The organism is Acinetobacter rudis, assembly GCF_031157835.1.
Taxonomy (GTDB): Bacteria; Pseudomonadota; Gammaproteobacteria; order Pseudomonadales; family Moraxellaceae; genus Acinetobacter; species Acinetobacter rudis_A.
The window spans coordinates 194,546-215,024 of the sequence record NZ_JAVIDR010000003.1 but is presented as its reverse complement, the minus strand read 5'-3'; the positions used below and the strand labels follow the sequence as shown (position 1 = coordinate 215,024).

Below are 20,479 nucleotides of genomic sequence, written 5' to 3'. Positions count from 1 at the left end.
TAATTTATGGACCACCTCAATAAACAACAAACAGGCTTCACTCTTGTTGAAGTGATGGTGGTCATTGTAATTATGGGGATATTAATGTCACTCGTGATGTTAAATATCGAAGGCATGGATATGCGTAAAGTGATGCAACAGCGAGAATTACTTATTCTTGATCTAAAAAAAATTAATCGTGAAGCAAATGATCAGGCCAGCGTATATGCACTGAGTATTCAACCTGAAACAGACGTTCATCCATTCCAATACCGTGTTATGACCTATTATAAACCTCAAGTTGCAGCAGAATTACCAACAATGAGTGTTACTCAGCAAAACCCTTGGCAGGAGTTAAAACAATTTCCTGTACGGGAGTTGCCAGCGAAAGTGTCGTTTCGGGTTATAAGCCAAGAACAAAATTATGCTCAGGCCAATAATACTGATTTATTAGGGGAACATTCTCCACAGCTTATTTGGTTTGGTAATGGTGAAGCCAAACCTGTGCAGATACAGATGTATTACTCGAATAAAGAAATAGGTGCGCCTATTCTTATTGATTATTTGGGGAAAGTTGATGCGACACCATGATTCTGGTTTTACTTTGATTGAGGTTGTCGTCGCTTTGGCTATTTTTGCTGTTTCGGCGATGGCTCTAACTAAAGTTGCAATGCAATATACGCAAGCTACAGCAAATGCTATTTTACGAACTAAAGCACAATTTGTGGCGCAAAATCAAATTGCACTCATGCAGATTAACCGAGAACGCTTAACAGGAACCCAAAGCCAACAGATTGATTCGCAAGGTGAAACATGGCAGATCGATAAAAAAGCACAACCTACAATTAGTCCAAATGTTCAACGTGTTGAAATACAAGTGAGTTTATATAATAACGAATTAGGTAAAGTAGAATCGGGCATCACTAATGTGGTGTTTTTTAATTATCCAGAAATTGCCAATAATCCATGAAAAAAAATGCGTTCACTTTGGTTGAGTTACTTGTAGCAATTGCAATCTTTGCGATTTTGTCTGCGCTTGGTTGGAAAACATTTGATCATATTGCAAAGATTAAAGATCGAAATGCGACACATGAAGAAAATTTGGCACAATTACAAGAAGCTTATCAGCAGATCCAACGTGACAGTATACAAATCACAGCAGTTGTTGCTGGAAATAGTGAGAAGCCTCAGGCGGCATTAATATTACATGATCAGAGTCTAAGTTTTACCAAGTCAGGGGTTGTAGATCCCTTGCAACAAAAAAAAGCGCCCACAGAAAGGGTGGAGTATCATTACAATGCGCAAGATAAAAAATTATATCGACTTAAATATACCTATATAAATGGTACGCCAAATCAACAGCCAGTATCGAGTGTATTACTAGCACGGGTAGATCAGTTGCAAATGAATATTTTAAATCCTCAGGCCTTAGATCATTGGCCAGATATGATTGATCCCAATGATCAGACCGCTTTGCGACGTTTACCGCGGGGTTTTAGTCTAAAATTTAGTATTGATGATGTTGAATATGAATGGATTTTTGATTTATTGAATACAGATTTTATTTCATCAAATTTGAGTAAAAATAGTCTAATAAAACAGTCATCAGATCGTACTTTATCTGATCCGAGCATATTGGTTTAAACCATGAATCTTGACAATATTGAGTATTGGTTATGAAGCAACAGCGTGGGATTGCTTTAATCACAATTTTGGTAATGGTGGCTTTGGCCAGTATTATTGCTGCGACAATTGTCAAACGTCAGTATCTTACTGCAGATAATACTGCTTATATGATGAGACAAAACCAAGCATTACAATATACAAAGAGTGCTGAATATTTTTTGTCTGAGTTATTAATACAAGATGCAAAAAATAGCCCTAAAGCAGATTACTTACAAGAATCTTGGGCGCAGCCTTTGCCTCCTTTTCCAGTTGAAGATGGTATGATTTCAGCACAACTCGAAGATGAGTCTGGTAAGTTTAATTTAAATAGTTTATTGAAAAATGCCAATGAACCTAATGAAAATACACGTAAGGTCTTTGAGAATTTATTGGTACGGGTAGGGCTACCAGCTGAACTGAGTCAAGCGGTTCTTGATTGGCAGGATGCAGATGATTTAACTAGCGGTGCGATGGGAGCTGAAAGTCAGTATTATTTAAGTGCGGGTTTAGGGTATGTTCCACCAAACCGCATGTTTAATAGTGTTGAAGAGTTAAAATTGGTGCGTGGTTTTGAAGGGCAAAATTATCAACGTATTGCTCCTTATCTTTCAGCGCTACCAAGCATTGATACGAAGATTAATATTAATACTGCACCTGTTATTGTGCTTGCAAGTCTAGATCGAAAAATTGACAGTAAATCTGTTCAGCTCATGTTGCAGGCGAAGCAAGCTAAATTTGAGCATTTTCCAAGTGTTGCTAACTTATTAGAACAAGATGTTTATGCGCAATTGTCACCTGAAAGCAAAACGTTAGCTAACCAAGTTTTTGATGTAAAGTCATCTTATTTTAAGGCTAAAATTGAAGTGAAGCTGGGGGAACGTAAACGTCAAATGGTAAGTTATTTATTTCGTAAAAATGATCGTGTTTATGTTTATGAGCGTAATTTAAAAGCATTCTAATTTTTGTCTGCTGTTTTATTTTAGGCATAGATGATGAAATAAAGTACGTTATGGTGAAAATGCTCCAAAAATATACGTTAGAGGGTCGACTTTTGTTGAATAGACAACGCTTTTGAAATTTTATACGAAATAAAAATGATTTTGATCTATAATCCTTTTCTAGGTGTTTTAAGAAATATTTGACACATGTTAATTCGCAAATTATTTAAATTTGAAAATGCACATATTGTACGTAATTGCACTTCGGATCGTTGTAAACGTTCGATTCATGGGCATAGCTACAAAGTTGAATTATTATTGAAAGCTTCAAGGCTGGATCATGGCCAAATGGTATATGATTTTGGTTTATTGAAGGGATTAATTAAAGATGTAATTGATAGCTTTGATCATGCAATTTGTTTTTGGCAGCATGATGATCCTGCTTATATTCAAGCATGCAAGACATTTAGTGCACGTTGGATTGCTTTACCTGTATCTCCCTCTGCTGAACAATTTTCCCGAATATTATTTTATTTGGTACAGCAGATTTTACAGGCAACAGTTATGCAAAATGGTGAGGCTGATGTTGAAGTGTATTCAGTAATAGTGCATGAAACTGATACTGGCTATGCACAAAGTTTTGCTGAAGATGTTGCAAACAAGCAAATGGGTATCTTGTCATTACAGGAAATTCAGTTTTCTGACCAAGTTGTAGCAGAATGGGCTGATCCAAAGATGTATGAGAAATTGCTGCAAGGCGTACAATTTGTTAATCCAGAAGTGTATTTACAAGTTAAACTTTAAATCATTTTAAAATGGTTAAACTAAAGATATTGATTAGGGAATTAAGGATAAAAGATCAATGAGTGTAAACTTTACTGAACAGGAGCAAGCTAAACTTGATCAGGTTCGCTTGGATCCCAGCTGGAAAGTTGCATTGAGTGATTTTCTGCTCAGTCAGAAAATGGAAAACTTGCGAAATTTTTTGCTGAATGAAAAGACTGAAAATAAGGTTATTTATCCACCTAATGCATTCATTTTTAATGCACTAAATATAACACCATTGCAAAAGGTTAAGGTTGTGATTTTGGGTCAAGATCCCTATCATGGCGAAAATCAAGCACATGGTTTAAGTTTTTCAGTGCAAAGAGGTGTTGCTTTACCTCCTTCATTGCGTAATATATTCCACGAATTGCACAATGATTTAGGGGTGCCTATAGCGACTCAAGGTGATTTGACGCAATGGGCTGAACAAGGTGTACTGCTTCTAAACAGTGTATTAACGGTAGCCGCAGGATTACCAACCTCACATCAGAAACAAGGTTGGGAAGAATTTACAGATCAAGTGATTGATGTGTTAAATCAACAACGAGAGCATATCGTATTTATATTATGGGGTGCATATGCTCAACGTAAAGGAAAACGAATAGATACCACTAAACATTTGGTGCTAAAGGCTGCTCATCCATCTCCTTTAGCTGCCAATAGAGGTGGTTTTTTTGGTTGCAAGGTTTTCTCAAAAACCAATCATTATTTAAAACAAAATGGCATAGAGCCAATCAACTGGCAGCTGGACGCATGACAAACAAACCTTATACTAAGCCTTATCACGCTGATTTGATTATTGAGGAAGCTCAAAATGGCTGGCGTATTATTCGCTTAAATAGACCGAAGTCTTTACACGCTTTAGATGAATCGATTGTGACAGCATTGTTTAATGTCTTTGAAGATTTTCATGCAGACGACAGTGTTAAAGCGATTTGGTTGGATTCAACAACGCCTAAAGCTTTTTGTGCAGGTGGCGATGTGCGTAAACTACGTCAATTAGTCATTAATCACGAAGTTGAAACTGCGAATCGTTTCTTTGAGCAAGAATATGCTTTAGATCTACTCTTACATAACTATGCTAAACCTATTGTGGTATGGGGTGAGGGTTATGTGATGGGTGGTGGTTTAGGTTTGTTTATGGCTGCACCATTTCGTTTGGTCACGCCACATTCACGCTTAGCTATGCCTGAAGTGAATATTGGTTTATACCCAGATGTCGGTGCAAGTCGCTTTTTAGCAGATCGTGGACCAATTGGTTTATTTACAGGTTTGACTGGGTCAATTATGACTGCGGCAGGGGCTTATGGTATTGGTTGGGCTACACATATTTGTGATACTCAACGAGATGTTGTACTGCAAAAGTTAATTGATATTGACTGGGAGCATTATCCTGCTGGTGATTTTCGTGCGCTAGACGATACATTAAATGGAATGCATAGACCTGTTCCGCCAGGACCTTTACAAAATTCACTTGATGTTATCCATAGTGTATGTCGTGGCGTGCAGTTTGAGCAGGACTATGAAGCGATTTTAGGTCTAAGTGATGCGCGTAGTGATTGGTTACGCCAAGCAAGTGAAAACTTAGAAAAGGGTTCACCGAGTACGGCTGCAATTACTTGGCTGTTATGGCAGTGGGGCCGACAAGTTCATTCTTGGCAGGAAGTTTTTGACCTAGAAGCGCAAATTTCTGACTGGAAAATTCGTCATCCTGATTTTGTAGAAGGGGTGCGTGCACGTTTGGTTGATAAAGATTTATCACCTGATTGGCAAGAAGTTAGCGAAATGTCTTTAAAAGGTATTTTGTCTGAACACCCACCAGTAAGCAATATTGAAAGTTGGAATGAGCTTTTAAGACTTTATAACGTTATTTAAGTATATGTCAGAAGATCAAATCCGCATTGATGAAAAGTGGATGCAGCTTGCCTATGCGCAGGCTGCAATTGCAGCAGATCATGCTGAGGTACCAGTGGGTGCTGTGATTGTGAGTGAGGGTCGAATTATTGGACAGGGCTATAATTGCCCAATAGGAACCCATGATCCGACTGCACATGCTGAAATTCAGGCTTTACGTCAAGCATGCCAATCTATTGAAAATTATCGATTGCCTCCTGAAAGTACGTTGTATGTGACCTTGGAGCCTTGCACAATGTGTGTGGGAGCACTTATTCATGCAAGAGTTGGGCGAGTTGTCTTTGCAACCACAGAGCCCAAGGCAGGTGCATTGGTGAGTGAACGTAAGTTGCTAGATAGTGGTTACTATAACCATGTTTTTCACTTCCAAGGAGGATGTCTACAACAACAGTGTGCAGAACAGCTTTCAGCATTTTTTAAAATGCGTCGTGAACAAAAAAAACAACAAAGACTTACGAATAGTTCCTTAGATTCATCAAGCGAGCGCTTAAATCGATGAACTGTTAAGTCAATGTCCGTGTAACATATAATGATTGGGCTGAAAATCATGAGCGAAACTCACTATCCAAATATCGTCATTGAAAAAAAATTTCCTGCACCTGTGGAACAGGTCTTCGCATTGCTTTCAAAACATGCGACTTATAATCAAGCATTTGCTCCTATACAAGTAGAGCGCATACAGGATTCAGCAGATCAGTCCAATCCAGATGGTTTGGGTTCAATTCGTCGTATGGGGTTTGGTCCAGTGAAACCCTTAAAAGAACAAATTAGTCTAGTTGAACCTAATGTTTGTATTGAATATAAAATTATTCAAAATCCTTTGGTGAAATATCACTTAGGTCGTATTGATTTTCAAAGTCTTGAAGATGGCGCTACGCTTGTTACTTATCGAATTGATTTACAATTGCGTGTACCAATGCTGACTAAGTTTGTACTTGCTCAGCTTCATCAATCCATTCAACGTGGTTTATCAAAGTTATCTCGTTCTTTTGTTTAAATTGGAGTAGTAATACAATGCACATCATCACGATTGATGGTCCAAGTGGTTCTGGCAAAGGAACATTGGCTGCGCGCTTGGCTGAACATTATGCATATCGATTATTAGATTCTGGTGCACTGTATCGTCTTTTGGGGCTGTCTTTATTTAAACGTGATTTACTGGATAAGCTCTCAGATGAGAACTGTCTTAAACAAAGCGTTACAATTGCGACACATTTAGATATTGAATTTAAGAGTAATGAAAATGGTACTCAAGTTTATTTAGATGGTCAGGATGTAAGCCAACAGATTCGGACTGAACAGGTTGGGGAATATGCATCAAAAGTTGCTGCAATTCCTGAACTTAGACAAGCATTATTTGAACGCCAACGTGCTTTTGCACAAGAACCTGGTTTGGTTGCAGATGGGCGAGATATGGCCACATCTATTTTTCCTGAAGCCCATTCTAAAATTTACTTGACCGCTTCAGCACAATCTAGAGCAGAGCGTCGAGTAAAACAGTTGCAGGCTATGGGGCACGATGTTAAAATGAGCGGCATTTTGGCCAATATCGAAGCACGTGATAAACGTGATATGGAACGTAGCGTCGCACCGCTCAGACCTGCAGAAGGTGCATACATTATTGATAGTTCAAATTTAACTATTGATGAGGTATTTGAGTTGATGACACGTTATATCAATCGATCTTAATCCAAAATATCAAAATTATGAGCAAATGCATAGCTTGATCAGTCTTATACGGACTATGTGTTTGCCTAACTAAACCGGCCTTGTCTGATCCAAGACCGCTGAATTTACTAGGTATATCATGACCGAATCTTTTGCAGCCCTCTTTGAAGAAAGCGAATTAAACCTTAACGTTGAAAAGGGTGCCGTAATCCAAGGTATCGTTGTTAGCATCGACTCTGACTGGGTAACTGTTGACACTGGTCTTAAATCTGAAGGTGTTGTTGCACGTTCTGAATTTTTAGACGAACAACGTGAGCTTGAAGTTCAAGTTGGCGATACTGTAGACGTTGTTGTTGAAGCTCTCGACAACGGCATGGGTCAAACTGTTTTATCACGTGAAAAAGCTAAACGTGCTGAAACTTGGACTAAACTTGAAAAAATCTTTGAAGACGGCGAAATCGTTACTGGTGTTATCTCTGGTAAGGTTAAAGGCGGTTTCACTGTTGACATCGGTCCAGTTCGTGCGTTCCTACCAGGTTCTTTGGTTGATACACGTCCTATCCGTGATACAACTCACCTTGAAGGTAAAGAGCTTGAGTTTAAAGTAATTAAACTTGATGCTAAACGTAACAACGTTGTTGTTTCACGTCGTGCGGTAATGGAAGCTGAGTCTTCTGCTGATCGTGAAGCTCTTCTTTCTCAACTTGAAGAAGGTCAAACTGTTACTGGTACAATCAAAAACCTTACAGATTACGGTGCATTCGTTGATCTTGGCGGTATTGATGGTCTACTTCATATCACAGATATGGCTTGGAAACGTATCAAACACCCTTCAGAAGTTGTTGAAGTTGGTCAAGAAGTTACTGTTAAAGTACTTAAGTTTGACAAAGAACGTAACCGTGTTTCTCTAGGTCTTAAACAACTTGGCGAAGATCCATGGTTAGCGATCATGAACCGTTATCCTAAAGGTTCTATCGTTAAAGCTCGCGTTACTAACTTAACTGATTACGGTTGCTTTGCTGAAATCGCTGAAGGCGTTGAAGGCTTAGTTCACGTTTCAGAAATGGACCACACAAACAAAAACATTCACCCATCTAAAGTTGTTCAGATTGGTGATGAAGTTGATGTTATGGTTCTTGAAGTTGATGAAGAACGTCGTCGTATTTCTCTTGGTATCAAACAAACTCGTGCTAACCCATGGGAAGAGTTTGCTAAAGCACATGAGAAAGGCGAAAAAGTTTCTGGTACGATTAAATCTATCACTGATTTCGGTATCTTCATCGGTTTACCAGGTGGTATCGACGGTCTAGTTCACTTGTCTGATATTTCTTGGAACGAACAAGGTGAAGAAGCTATTCGTCGCTTTAAGAAAGGCGATACTGTTGAAGCCGTTATCCTTTCTGTTGATGCAGAAGGTAACCGTATCAGCCTAGGTATCAAACAATTGAACAGCGATCCGTTCAATGACTTCTTAGCTGCGAACGAACGTGGTGCGCTTGTTAAAGGTACTGTAACTGCTGTTGATGCTCGTGGTGCGACTGTGAAGTTGGCTGACGAAGTTGAAGCTCAATTAAAAGCTTCTGAAATCAACCGTGATCGCGTTGAAGATGCAACTAAATTCCTAGAAGTAGGTCAAGAAGTTGAAGCTAAAATCATCAACGTAGATCGTAAATCTCGCTCTATCAACTTGTCTATCAAAGCGAAAGACGAAGCTGAAGAGAAAGAAGCAGTTGCTAACTTACGTCAAGCAACAACGACTCAAGACAATGGTCCTAAGACTATTGGTGACTTGATCAAAGCTCAAATGAACAACTAAGTGATTGTATAACGTACTATTTAATGTAACTGAATAATACGTTTTATATAAAAACTGTTAAAGGTAGCGCAGGATAACTATTCTGCGCTACCTTTTTGTATTTGAACAGGTTATTATTCACATGGTTACTCTAGCAGTATGATAATTAACGAGGTCATCGATGACTACTGAAGCATTGAATAAGTCAGACTTAATAGAAAGGATTTCTATTAAAAATCCACATTTAGCTGAGCCATTAGTGGAAGATGCTGTTAAAATAATGATCGATCAGATGATTGCATCATTATCATCTAATAACCGCATTGAGATTCGTGGTTTTGGAAGTTTTGCATTACATCATCGTGATCCACGAGTGGGTCGCAATCCAAAAACAGGGCGATCTGTAGAAGTTTCTGCAAAGGCAGTTCCGCATTTCAAGCCGGGTAAGGCGTTGCGTGATGCAGTGAACGAGTCAGCAGATACGTAAAAAAAATTAAAAAGGGGTGCTCATATGCGCTATTTATTGGTCTCGGTATTAATTGTTATATTTGGCTATGCTTTAGCGCTGGTTTTGCAAAATGAAACTGAGCTTCCTGTAGATTTATTATTTACACAAGTTCCAGCAATGCGCCTAGGTTTGTTGTTGTTACTTACATTGGTAATTGGTGTTGTGATTGGCCTATTGATTGGTGTACAGGTGTTTAAAGTTTTTCAAAACAGCTGGGAGATCAAACGGTTGCGTAAAGATATTGCACATTTACGTAAAGAACAAATCCAAACTGCCCAACTTGCAGCAGCAGACGCCGCTGCAAATGCAAAGCATGAAAAAACAGTACTAGAGATCCATCCTAATCAGGATAAACCAACTCAAAATCTGTAATCTTTTTTGTGAAAGGCGGTCTTAAACTATTAAGTTTAGGGCTGCCTTTGCATTTTTGAGTATTAGGTATTGTGATAAAATAGTGATTAAGCTTAAAACTTAAACGCAGCTGATCTTACACTCAGACATAAACATGACTATAATACCGCAATATTTTTGTGTGGTGGATAAATCTCTTGAGTATCATTGTTGCCTTAGATGCAAAAAGCCATAAAGATGCATTGGTTATGGCTGATCAGCTAGATCCTGCGCTGTGCAGAGTGAAAGTAGGTAAAGAGCTTTTTACACATGGTGGCCCTGAGATTGTAAGAGCATTACATGCACGTCAGTTTGATGTTTTTCTTGATTTAAAATTTCATGATATTCCAAATACTACAGCACAAGCCGTTTGTGCAGCTGCTGATCTAGGTGTGTGGATGGTGAATGTACATGCTTCTGGTGGTCGTAAGATGATGGAAACATGTGTGTCTCGTCTGCAAGCTGGAAACTATAAAACTCAACTTATTGCAGTGACCGTTTTAACTTCAATGGGGCGTGAAGATTTACGTGATATTGGTTTAGATATTGAGCCTTTTGAGCAAGTGATGCGTTTGGCTAAGCTTACACAAGAATCAGGTCTAGATGGTGTTGTTTGTTCAGCTCAGGAAGCAAAAATGTTGCGTCAAGCCTTAGGTGCTGATTTCTCATTAGTGACTCCTGGTATTCGCCCTGCAGGTTCGAATGCGGATGATCAAAAACGTATTGTTACTCCACAACAAGCCATGCAAGATGGTTCTACTCACTTGGTGATTGGGCGTCCTATTACACAAGCAGCTAAACCAGATCAAGCTTTAAGAGAGATTTTTGCGTCGATTTAACGTTTAGATGTCTTTTGCTAAAAAAACCCAACTTGATTGTAAATAAAGTTGGGTTTTTTTATAAATTAAATTTTAAATGAATTGTTAATTGCTTATATCGTTGTCAGTAAGCTGACCAAAATTGGGGCAAGAATAGATAGAACCATGCCGCTGACCATAGCATGAGGTATAAACTCATTGCCACACGCTTGCTTGATCATGGGTAAGGTAACATCCATGGCTGTTGCACCAGCAGATGAAATCGCGGAGCGTGGATATCTCCAACCAATAATATACATAAAGAGAATAGCAACGATTTCTCTAAAAAGATCATTAATTAGGGCAATACTACCAAGAGTCGGATTACGTAACTCACTAACTACAATGCCGCTCATTGAATAAAAACCAAATCCTTGTGACAACATAATAAAATCTTTGATGTTAATTTCAGTAAAGATCAGAGCGCAAAATATGCCACCTGCCAAGGAACCTATCACGCAGCTTAAGGGAACTAAGAGTACTCGCCAATTTAACCAGCTACGACTTAAAGGAGAGTAAGCTAGGTCTAGTCCAATAATAAACATAAAAATAAGTAGCAAATACCAAGTATTAATATGTGGTTGAAGGTTAAGCTGCTGTAATCCTAATGCTATGAAATAGCCGAATATGAGCGCAAAAAAAGCATAACTAATATTTTTTAATGAGTTTAAGAACAAATCAGTTGAAATTTTACCTTGCATAGGTTGAATACCTAAGTACTTGAAAAGTAAATAACAACAAAAAAAAGCACCAAGAGAAGTACTGAATGCTAAACTCAATGCTGGTGTCAATATTTCTCCTAAGCTATTTATTTGCTTAATTGTTTGTTCAAACTCCATGGCGATTGCCAGTAACAAAATATAGGTAAAATAGGGGAGTATTTTAAATGCAAATTTTTCAATTACACGAGGAATGCGTTTAGCAAGAACTAAACCAAGACATAAGCAGATAATAAGTTGAGCAATAAGCACAAAGGATTGCATAAGAAAAAATCGGTAAAAAATATGCGCTAATTATAGTCGGATTTGTAGAAATTGTACTCGTGTCTACTGTGTTGAGATGGTAAAAGTAATTATTCCACATCGAAAGCAAGAAAGTTTTATTAATTACAATGAAATATTGGTTATACTGCCATTTCATCAATTTATACATTTAACTGCTGATTAAGTTCTCAATCATTATGTCTGATCTAAATGCTGTAAACCATGCGCAACAACCCCAGTCACCAGCAGAGCGATACGCTCAAGCGCTACATTCTGGGAAATTTATGCCTGATGAGGCACAAGCTCAAGCAGTTGAAGAGCTAGAACGTGTTTGGCAAGAGTTACTTAGCCGCTATAAAGCATCGAAAAAAGCATTTCGTCGTTTCCGTCGTCAAACTTCCCCACGTGGTGTATATATGTGGGGAGGGGTTGGTCGAGGTAAAACTTGGCTTATGGATCAATTCTATGATTCCGTACCATTTCGTCGTAAAACACGTATGCATTTTCATCATTTTATGCAGCATGTACATAAAGAATTAAACAAACTAGCGGGCCAACGCAACCCACTAGATACAGTTGCAGATCAAATTTATAAAGAAGCAGTTGTTATTTGTTTTGATGAGTTTTTTGTTACGAACGTAACAGATGCAATGATTTTAAGTGATTTGTTTCAAAAACTTTTTCAACGTGGTATTACGCTCATTGCAACATCAAATATTGCACCTGATGGGTTATACAAAGATGGAATCCATCGTGATCGTCTATTACCTACAATTGAAATGGTTAAAAAGAATTGTGTGGTTTTAAATGTCGATGCTGGTGTTGACTATCGTCTACGTGTATTAAAACAAGCACAATTGTTTAAATCACCATTGTCTGAAGAACATGATCAGTGGTTAAAACAGCGTTTTACAGCATTAACCCAAACCCAAAAAGTTTCCAATGAAGCGATTATGATTAATCATCGTGTAGTTGAAACCATTGGACATAGTGAAGATGTACTTTGGTGCGAATTTGGTGAACTGTGTTTAAAACCGCGTAGTCCTGCTGATTTTATTGAAATTGCGAATATTTATAATACGGTGTTAATTAGTGGTGTTCCGCATTTAACGGATTATTTATCTGAGGGCACGCGTCGTTTTATTTATCTAGTGGATGAATTCTACGATCGAGGAGTTAAATTATTGCTAACCTCTGAAGATACTATTATTGATATCTATAAAGGTGAGAAAATGGCATTCGAAATTGAACGGACGCGTTCACGTTTATTAGAGATGCAATCTGATGAGTATCTACAAGAGGAACATCGCCAAATAACTCAAACAGAATCATAGTATTAAGTTATTATTTTTTTAGTAAAACAGCACCGAATACGGTGCTGTTTTTATTTTGATTCGATAAAAATATCGACTTTTTAAAACTTCCGTGGTACATCAAATAGGGTGTATGGCCAAAATGGATACAGGACTGAAGCCAATTTATCGAACTTTGGTCTAATAGATACTTTTCTTTTGGTCTAGACACGCTAAGTTTAGCCGGTCATGAGGCGAAAATATGAGGCAAGATACGGTATTACTTTATAGGGTCTTTATATACTTATATAAAATGTCTGTTATTTTGCACCGTTATATTCGTATTCAGTCTGATTTAAATCAGTATACTCATTATCTCGTGTTTATAAAAAATAGCCATATCAGGAAAGACAATGACTGAACGTATTCAAAAAGGTAAATTAGCGATTGCTAAAGAACTCTACGATTTCATCGAAAATGAAGCTTTACCCGGTTCTGGTTTGGACAGTAATACATACTGGAAAAATTTTGAACAAGTTGTTGTTGATCTTAGTCCGAAAAACAAAATGCTTCTGGCTAAGCGTGAAGAGATTCAGGCAAAAATCGATGAATGGCATCGTAATAACACATTTGAATTACAAGCTTACAAAGCTTTCTTAAAGGAAATCGGTTACTTACTACCAGAAGTTGAAGATTTCAAAATTAGCACAGAAAATGTCGATGAAGAAATTGCGTTATTGGCAGGTCCACAGCTAGTTGTACCTGTACGTAATGCTCGTTACTGCTTAAATGCTGCTAATGCGCGTTGGGGTTCACTTTATGATGCATTATACGGCTTTGATGTAATTTCCGAAGACGGTGGTGCGGAAAAAGGTAAAGGATATAATCCAGTTCGTGGTGCAAAAGTTATTGCATTTGCAAAACGCTTCCTCGATGAAACTTTTGCATTAGTACAAGGTTCTCATGCAGATGCAACGCAATATGTTGTTGAAAATAACCAACTTAAAGTAATTTTAAAAGATGGCAGCACGACTACGCTAGCACATGAAAATAAGTTTGTTGGTTTCAATGGCGATGCAGCACAGGCTACAGAGATCGTACTTAAAAATAATGGCCTACATGTCATTATCCAAATTGATGCAAATAGCCCGATTGGACAAACAGATGCTGCTGGTATTAAAGACCTTGTACTCGAAGCTGCTGTTACAACTATTCAAGATTTAGAAGATTCTATTGCAGCAGTTGATGCAGAAGAAAAAGTGGAAGGCTACCGTAACTGGTTAGGCTTAATGAAAGGTACATTAGAAGAAAGTATTGAGAAAAATGGTAAGACAATTACCCGTAAACTCAATGCTGATCGTACTTATCATAACCTTGTTGGTGGTACAACTTCTGTTCACGGTCGTTCATTGATGTTGCTGCGTAATGTTGGTCATTTAATGACAAACCCAGCTATTTTGGTTGATGGTGCTGAAATCTATGAAGGTATCATGGACGCATTGATCACACCGTTATTGAGCTTTGCTGACATTCGTGGTGAAAATCAAATTAAGAACTCACGCCAAGGTTCGATGTATATCGTTAAACCTAAAATGCATGGTCCTGAAGAAGTTGCATTTGCTGTTGAACTGTTCGAACGTGCGGAACAAGCTTTAGGTTTACCAGCGAAAACATTGAAAATCGGTATTATGGATGAAGAACGTCGTACATCTGTAAACTTGAAAAACTGTATTGCTCAAGCAAAAGATCGCACAATCTTTATTAATACAGGATTCATGGACCGTACTGGTGATGAAATTCATACCTTTATGGAAGCTGGTCCATTTGTACGTAAAGGTGAAGTTAAAGCCCAAATTTGGTTCCCAGCTTATGAAAACCGTAATGTTATGGTTGGCTTACAAGCAGGTCTACGTGGTAAAGCACAAATCGGTAAAGGAATGTGGCCTAAACCAGATATGTTGTTAGACATGTACAACAGCAAAACAGAACACCCAGAAGCTGGTGCAAGTTGTGCATGGGTTCCATCTCCAACAGGTGCTGTGATTCACGCGATTCATTATCATCAAATTAATGTTGCTGAACGTCAACAAGAGTTATTGAATACTCAAGCATTACCGCTTGATGATTTATTAACACCACCTTTGGCGAGCAACACGAACTGGACTGATGAAGAGAAAACAAAAGAGCTTGAAAATAACTGTCAAGGGATTTTAGGCTATGTTGTTCGTTGGGTTGATCTTGGGGTAGGTTGCTCGAAAGTGCCTGATATTAACAACGTTGGTTTAATGGAAGACCGTGCAACACTACGTATTTCATCTCAACACGTTGCTAACTGGTTACGTCATGGTGTAGTTACACAAGCACAAGTTGAAGAAGTAATGCAACGTATGGCCAAAATTGTTGATCAACAAAATGCTGATGATCCACTTTACACAGCAATGTCTGCTGATTTTGCAAACAACATTGCATTCAAAGCCGCTTCTGATTTGATCTTTAAAGGTGCTGAACAACCATCAGGATATACTGAACCATTGTTACATGCAGCACGTTTAAAACTTAAAGGTTACACTGGCGACTAATTGTTTCTAATAATCTGATTTTAAAAGGTTAATATGAAAGAACCTCTCTACGGAGAGGTTTTTTTATCTCTATGATTTTTGTCAAAATGTTGATGACTTCTAGAGAATAATGCTTGACCTCAAGTTAACTTGAACTTTTATAGTGTGTCCACTTAATACTTGCTGCGTTGTCCTAATTTTGACTCTCAAAGCAAGGAGTTTGGCTTATTTTTCGTGGACATTCCTATGCCTCTCTTCATTCACAAAATACTATTTAGCACCACAATGTGGTTTATTGTTCGCTGCTTAATTGCTTTTCTTTTTCTCTCTTCAGGGTTTGCAAAATTACTGGACGTCGAGGGGAGTTTTGCAGAAATGCGAGCAGCAAATTTAAATCCAGCATGGTTTTATAATTATGCGAGTGCCCTAGTTTTATTAACAGGAAGTTATTTCATTCTATTTAATCGTCATGTTTGGTTGGGTGCTGCAATGTTGTCAGCATTTTTGCTGCTTACGATTATATTTGTACATCAGTTTTGGAATATGTCAGCATCGGCTGCAAAGATCTCTTTGTATTTTGTTCTAGAACATTTGGCTGTGATCGGTGGTTTAATTTCAATTGCGATGCTCAGTGTATACCGTCAGCATTTACCCAACCTTAGTCAAGGAGATTCATGATGAAAATGATGAGTCGAAAATGGCAAGTGTGCATATTAATTGTGGTGCTATTAAGTGCAGCAATAATATTTTATTTCTGGATAAAATCGAAACAACAAGAGCATACAGCATTTCAGTATCCACCTGTTAAAGTGGCCTTGGCAACCGTCAGTCTAAAATCCTCCCCACAAAAACTAACAGCAGTTGGTGAACTTGAAGCTGTACGGCAAATTCAGGTTGCTTCGGAGTCTTCAGGACGTATTCAGCATATCTACTTTCAGTCTGGTCAGTATGTTCGTGCTGGCCAATTATTACTGCAATTAAATGACGATATTGAACAGGCTGAAATTAAACAATTGCAGGCAAAATTGAAATTAAACGAGTCTGTGTATCAACGTGGCCAAAGTTTGTTGAAGATTAATGCTGTAGCACAAGAAGAAGTGGAAAATGCTCAGGCAAATCGCGATGTAATGTTAGGTCAAATCCAGCAATTAAATGCAAAAATCCAGCAAAAGAAAATTCGAGCACCATTTTCAGGGGTAATCGGAATTCGGCGTGTACATCAAGGTCAATTTTTAAATATTGGTGAACCCATTGTGAGTTTAGTGGATTCACAATATCTGTTAGTTAACTTTAACTTAGACGAACGAAGTGCACCCAATATTCGGGTTGGTCAGCAAATTAGTGTTGGCTTAGATGCATTTCCTAATCAGTTATTTACAGCACAGGTCACAGCAATAGATCCACTGATTTCAAATTCAAGAACAGTTTCTGTACAAGCTAAATTACCGAATTTACAGCATCAATTTAAAGCAGGGATGTATGCCAACGTTGTGCTGAAACAGCAAGAACAACAGGTATTAATGATGCCTGAAACAGCTGTGACCTATAGCGCTTATGGTGAAACGGCTTTTAAGGCTGTTGAACATAAAGGGCAGCTCCAAGCAACAAAGGTTGCCGTTAAAGTGGGTGAGCGCAGTGATGGTTGGGTAGAAGTAAAATCTGGTTTGAAGCAAGGTGATCAAGTGATTCGCTCAGGACAATTGAAGCTGAGCGATGCCATGCCCATTGAGGCAATTGCGCAGGACACGCTTCTTTCTGATCAGAATGCAGCTTCGGCAACTGTTGCAGTCGTTAAATAGGAGATGAATGTATGAAATTTACAGATCTCTTTGTTAAACGACCAGTTTTATCTGTTGTTATCAGTGTATTAATTTTATTGCTTGGAATATTTGCATCTCAGCAGTTACCAATACGCCAATATCCATTACTAGAAAGTTCATCAATTACAATTCGTACTGAATATCCTGGTGCTAGTGCAGAGTTGATGCAAGGCTTTGTGACCCAGCCTATTACACAAGCTGTATCATCGGTTGAGGGTATTGATTATATGTCATCCTCAACCGTACAGGGACGAAGTGTGATTACTTTGAGAATGCTTCTGAATAGTGATTCAACTCAAGCACTCACCGAGGTCATGGCTAAGGTCAATCAAGTTCGTTATAAGTTGCCAAAGCAGGCATTTGATCCTGTGATTGAACGAAGTTCTGGGGAATCTACAGATGTCGCTTATATTGGTTTTAGTAGTGAAAATGGGCAATTGGCAGAACTGAGTGATTATCTCTCAAGAGTAGTCGAACCTATGCTATCCACCATTGATGGTGTTGCTAAAGTACAGAGTTATGGTGCACAGCGTTTGTCTATGCGTATTTGGTTAGATGCAGAGGCAATGGCAGGTCGTGGTATAAACGCAGCTGATATCCAACAAGCAATACAAGTCAATAATTATCAGGCAGCTCCTGGGCAGGTAAAGGGAGAGTATGTAGTATCTAATGTCAATATTTCCACTGATTTGACCAGTGTAGATGAGTTCAAAAATTTGGTGATACGTAATAATGCCAATGGCATCATTCGCTTACAAGATGTCGCAAGTGTGGAACTTGCAGCTGCCTCCACTGAGACAAGCGCAATTATGAATGGTAAGCCTGCTGTATTTTTAGGTTTACAATCAACACCTACAGGCAATCCATTAATTATTGTCAAAGGAATTAAACAGTTTTTACCAGAAATTGAGAAAACATTACCACCAGGTGTTCATGTTGAGCTTGCCTATGAAACAGCGCGTTTTATTGATGCTTCAATTGACGAAGTGATTAAAACCTTTGTTGAGGCATTACTTATAGTGGTTGTTGTGATTTTCTTGTGCTTAGGCTCGTTACGTAGCGTTATTATTCCTATTGTTACCATTCCATTATCATTATTGGGCGCTATGGGGCTCATGTTTGCTTTTGGATTCAGTATTAACTTACTGACTTTGTTGGCAATGGTGCTTGCGATAGGTCTGGTTGTAGATGATGCGATTGTTGTTGTAGAAAATGTACATCGCCATATTGAAATGGGTCGTTCCCCCTTGTCAGCCGCACTCTTGGGGGCTCGTGAAGTTGCAGGTCCAGTCATTGCAATGACCATTGCTTTGGCGGCAGTATATGCACCAATTGGTTTAATGGGTGGGCTCACGGGTTCACTCTTTAAAGAATTTGCTTTTACGCTTGCTGGTGCAGTGGTGATTTCAGGGGTGATTGCACTTACACTTTCACCAATGATGAGCTCTTATTTACTTAATGCTGAACAACAGCATAGTAAGATGGCGCAAAAATCAGAATACTTCTTTGATAAATTAAGTCATGGGTATGCCAAAATACTCAGTTTTTCATTAGAACATCGTTGGATTACATCGACTATTGCTTTGGCTATTTTAACTAGCTTGGTATTTCTTTATCAGATTCCACAAAAAGAATTGGCGCCTACAGAAGATCAGGCTAGTGTGATGACAGCGATTAAATCACCTCAATATGCCAATATTCATTATGTGGAAAAATTTGCACAAAAGTTAGATGAAATCTTTTTCCGGTTACCTGAAACAGCCAGTAGCTGGATTATTAATGGTACGGATGGGCCTGCAGAAAGTTTTGGTGGTTCAACTTTAACAGGTTGGAATGAGCGTAAACGTAACGCATCGCAAGTACAGCAAGACTTGCAGAATATGGTGGGTGATGTCGAGGGAAACAGTATTTTTGTTTTTCAGCCAGCTGCTTTGCCTGGTTCATCAGGTGGTTTGCCTGTGCAAATGGTGCTTCGTAGTGCTCAAGACTATTCAGTGTTGTATCAAAACATGGAAGCTTTAAAGCAAAAAGCACGTGAAAGTGGTTTATTTGTTGTGGTGGATAGTGATTTGGACTACAACAATCCAGTTGTACAGATTGATGTCAACCGAGATAAAGCCAACAGTCTAGGTATTCGTATGCAAGACATTGCAGAATCTTTGGCAACTTTAGTGGGGGAAAATTATATCAACCGCTTTGCCCTATATGGTCGTGCATATGATGTTATTCCTCAAAGTATACAAAAACAGCGTCTTAGCCCTGAAGCCTTGGCACAGCAGTATGTTCGTACTGAAAGTGGGCAATTAATTGCCTTATCTACAGTAGTTTCTATGTCTACGAAGGTTGAGCCGAACAAATTAACTCAATTTAATCAGCAAAATGCTGCAACATTTCAAGCAATACCTGCACCTGGGGTGTCCTTAGGACAAGCTTTGAGTTTTTTAGAAGCGAATGTACAAGATTTACCTGCTGATTTTAGTTATGACTGGCAAGCAGATGCGCGTCAATATATGCAAGAGGGTAGTCGTTTGTTATTGGCTTTTATTGCTGCATTAATTGTTATTTATTTGGTATTAGCAGCGCAGTATGAAAGTCTAACAGATCCATTAATTATTTTGATTACTGTGCCATTATCTATAGTAGGGGCATTATTGCCTTTAATTATGGGGTGGTCGAGTATTAATATTTATACTCAAATTGGTTTGGTCACTTTAATTGGTCTGATTAGTAAGCATGGTATTTTAATGGTTGAGTTTGCAAATGAACTACAGCTACATGAACAATTGAGTCGTCATGATGCAATTTTAAAGGCTGCAAAAATTCGTTTGCGCCCTATTTTAATGACTACTGCTGCTATGGTATTTGGTTTGATTCCATTGTTATTTGCAACGGGAGCAGGGGCTAATAGCCGCTTTGGTTTAGGCGCAGTTATTGTGTCAGGGATGCTCATAGGAACTTTATTTACTTTATTTATATTACCTACGGTCTATAGTTTTCTAGGGCGAGAGCATCAGCAATTGGCTCAAACTAAACGTTATCAAGAGCTTATTCAGATGAAATCAGAATAGAGTGTTGTTATGCATATTTATGCATAAGGAAATCATAAATCATTGTTTATGTCGTGTATCTGAGCTTGTTATATTTCCTATACTTTGTGACATAGGAGATCATATAACAATGATGTATGTGTGTTTAATATTAAATTTGAGCCTTTCAATGGACAAATATAGTAGTCAGTAAAACGGTTAGATCAATTTATATACTCAAATTGCTCTAATTAAACATAA

At 38.3% G+C, this 20,479-nt stretch carries 20 protein-coding genes; 19 read left to right on the top strand and 1 reads right to left on the bottom strand.

Features of this window, described 5'->3' with window-relative positions:
* Nucleotides 1-6: 6 nt before the first annotated feature.
* The 14 genes from RFH42_RS04940 to pyrF all read left to right on the top strand — a co-directional run bounded on the left by RFH42_RS04940 (nucleotide 7) and on the right by pyrF (nucleotide 10,521).
* On the top strand, nucleotides 7-570 hold the full coding sequence (locus RFH42_RS04940) for a prepilin-type N-terminal cleavage/methylation domain-containing protein (RefSeq protein ID WP_308974475.1): 564 nt from the start codon (nucleotides 7-9) through the stop codon (nucleotides 568-570).
* Complete coding sequence (gene gspI / locus RFH42_RS04935; RefSeq protein ID WP_308974474.1) at nucleotides 557-949, top strand: type II secretion system minor pseudopilin GspI; 393 nt, start codon at nucleotides 557-559, stop codon at nucleotides 947-949. Before RFH42_RS04940 ends, gspI begins: the two co-directional genes overlap by 14 nt.
* A complete protein-coding gene (gspJ, locus tag RFH42_RS04930) occupies nucleotides 946-1,623 on the top strand; it encodes a type II secretion system minor pseudopilin GspJ (RefSeq protein WP_308974473.1) in 678 nt (225 codons plus the stop codon). Before gspI ends, gspJ begins: the two co-directional genes overlap by 4 nt.
* A 32-nt stretch (nucleotides 1,624-1,655) precedes the next feature.
* Nucleotides 1,656-2,603 carry a type II secretion system minor pseudopilin GspK gene (gene gspK / locus RFH42_RS04925; protein WP_308974472.1) on the top strand — a complete coding sequence of 316 codons (948 nt, stop codon included), beginning with the start codon at nucleotides 1,656-1,658 and terminating at the stop codon, nucleotides 2,601-2,603.
* A gap of 186 nt (nucleotides 2,604-2,789) precedes the next feature.
* Nucleotides 2,790-3,386: a 6-pyruvoyl trahydropterin synthase family protein gene (locus tag RFH42_RS04920; protein ID WP_308974471.1), complete on the top strand. Its 597-nt coding sequence runs from the start codon at nucleotides 2,790-2,792 to the stop codon at nucleotides 3,384-3,386.
* Between the two features lie 58 nt (nucleotides 3,387-3,444).
* On the top strand, nucleotides 3,445-4,164 hold the full coding sequence (ung, locus tag RFH42_RS04915; RefSeq protein WP_308974470.1) for a uracil-DNA glycosylase: 720 nt from the start codon (nucleotides 3,445-3,447) through the stop codon (nucleotides 4,162-4,164).
* Nucleotides 4,161-5,282 (top strand): enoyl-CoA hydratase/isomerase family protein, encoded by a 1,122-nt coding sequence (locus RFH42_RS04910; RefSeq protein WP_308974469.1) that lies wholly within the window; start codon nucleotides 4,161-4,163, stop codon nucleotides 5,280-5,282. The genes ung and RFH42_RS04910 overlap by 4 nt, the downstream gene beginning before the upstream one ends.
* A gap of 4 nt (nucleotides 5,283-5,286) precedes the next feature.
* On the top strand, nucleotides 5,287-5,820 hold the full coding sequence (gene tadA, locus RFH42_RS04905; protein WP_308974468.1) for a tRNA adenosine(34) deaminase TadA: 534 nt from the start codon (nucleotides 5,287-5,289) through the stop codon (nucleotides 5,818-5,820).
* Between the two features lie 48 nt (nucleotides 5,821-5,868).
* The gene (locus RFH42_RS04900) at nucleotides 5,869-6,318 is read left to right on the top strand and encodes an SRPBCC family protein (RefSeq protein WP_308974467.1); all 450 of its coding nucleotides are present in this window, start codon (nucleotides 5,869-5,871) and stop codon (nucleotides 6,316-6,318) included.
* A 17-nt stretch (nucleotides 6,319-6,335) separates the two neighbouring features.
* Entirely contained in the window at nucleotides 6,336-7,010 is a 675-nt protein-coding gene (cmk, locus tag RFH42_RS04895; RefSeq protein WP_308974466.1) for a (d)CMP kinase, read from the top strand.
* Between the two features lie 118 nt (nucleotides 7,011-7,128).
* Nucleotides 7,129-8,805 carry a 30S ribosomal protein S1 gene (gene rpsA / locus RFH42_RS04890; protein WP_016656087.1) on the top strand — a complete coding sequence of 559 codons (1,677 nt, stop codon included), beginning with the start codon at nucleotides 7,129-7,131 and terminating at the stop codon, nucleotides 8,803-8,805.
* 160 nt (nucleotides 8,806-8,965) lie between these two features.
* Nucleotides 8,966-9,271 (top strand): integration host factor subunit beta, encoded by a 306-nt coding sequence (locus RFH42_RS04885; protein WP_308974465.1) that lies wholly within the window; start codon nucleotides 8,966-8,968, stop codon nucleotides 9,269-9,271.
* A gap of 24 nt (nucleotides 9,272-9,295) precedes the next feature.
* Complete coding sequence (locus tag RFH42_RS04880; RefSeq protein WP_308974464.1) at nucleotides 9,296-9,664, top strand: LapA family protein; 369 nt, start codon at nucleotides 9,296-9,298, stop codon at nucleotides 9,662-9,664.
* Between the two features lie 176 nt (nucleotides 9,665-9,840).
* Complete coding sequence (gene pyrF, locus RFH42_RS04875; RefSeq protein ID WP_374990814.1) at nucleotides 9,841-10,521, top strand: orotidine-5'-phosphate decarboxylase; 681 nt, start codon at nucleotides 9,841-9,843, stop codon at nucleotides 10,519-10,521.
* Between the two features lie 92 nt (nucleotides 10,522-10,613).
* Here pyrF and RFH42_RS04870 read toward each other — a convergent pair whose 3' ends face one another.
* On the bottom strand, nucleotides 10,614-11,522 hold the full coding sequence (locus RFH42_RS04870; protein ID WP_308974462.1) for a lysine exporter LysO family protein: 909 nt from the start codon (nucleotides 11,520-11,522) through the stop codon (nucleotides 10,614-10,616).
* Nucleotides 11,523-11,719: 197 nt separating this feature from the next.
* Here RFH42_RS04870 and zapE point away from each other — a divergent pair, with 197 nt between their 5' ends.
* The 5 genes from zapE (at nucleotide 11,720) to RFH42_RS04845 (ending at nucleotide 20,260) form a co-directional block, all read left to right on the top strand.
* On the top strand, nucleotides 11,720-12,856 hold the full coding sequence (gene zapE, locus RFH42_RS04865) for a cell division protein ZapE (protein WP_308974461.1): 1,137 nt from the start codon (nucleotides 11,720-11,722) through the stop codon (nucleotides 12,854-12,856).
* Nucleotides 12,857-13,227: 371 nt separating this feature from the next.
* Nucleotides 13,228-15,393, top strand: a complete 2,166-nt coding sequence (locus tag RFH42_RS04860) for a malate synthase G (protein WP_308974460.1) — start codon at nucleotides 13,228-13,230, stop codon at nucleotides 15,391-15,393.
* A 225-nt stretch (nucleotides 15,394-15,618) separates the two neighbouring features.
* Complete coding sequence (locus RFH42_RS04855) at nucleotides 15,619-16,050, top strand: DoxX family protein (RefSeq protein WP_308974459.1); 432 nt, start codon at nucleotides 15,619-15,621, stop codon at nucleotides 16,048-16,050.
* Nucleotides 16,047-17,171 carry an efflux RND transporter periplasmic adaptor subunit gene (locus tag RFH42_RS04850; protein WP_308974458.1) on the top strand — a complete coding sequence of 375 codons (1,125 nt, stop codon included), beginning with the start codon at nucleotides 16,047-16,049 and terminating at the stop codon, nucleotides 17,169-17,171. Before RFH42_RS04855 ends, RFH42_RS04850 begins: the two co-directional genes overlap by 4 nt.
* An 11-nt stretch (nucleotides 17,172-17,182) precedes the next feature.
* Nucleotides 17,183-20,260, top strand: coding sequence for a MexW/MexI family multidrug efflux RND transporter permease subunit (locus RFH42_RS04845; protein WP_308974457.1), 3,078 nt, complete (start codon nucleotides 17,183-17,185; stop codon nucleotides 20,258-20,260).
* Nucleotides 20,261-20,479 lie beyond the last annotated feature (219 nt).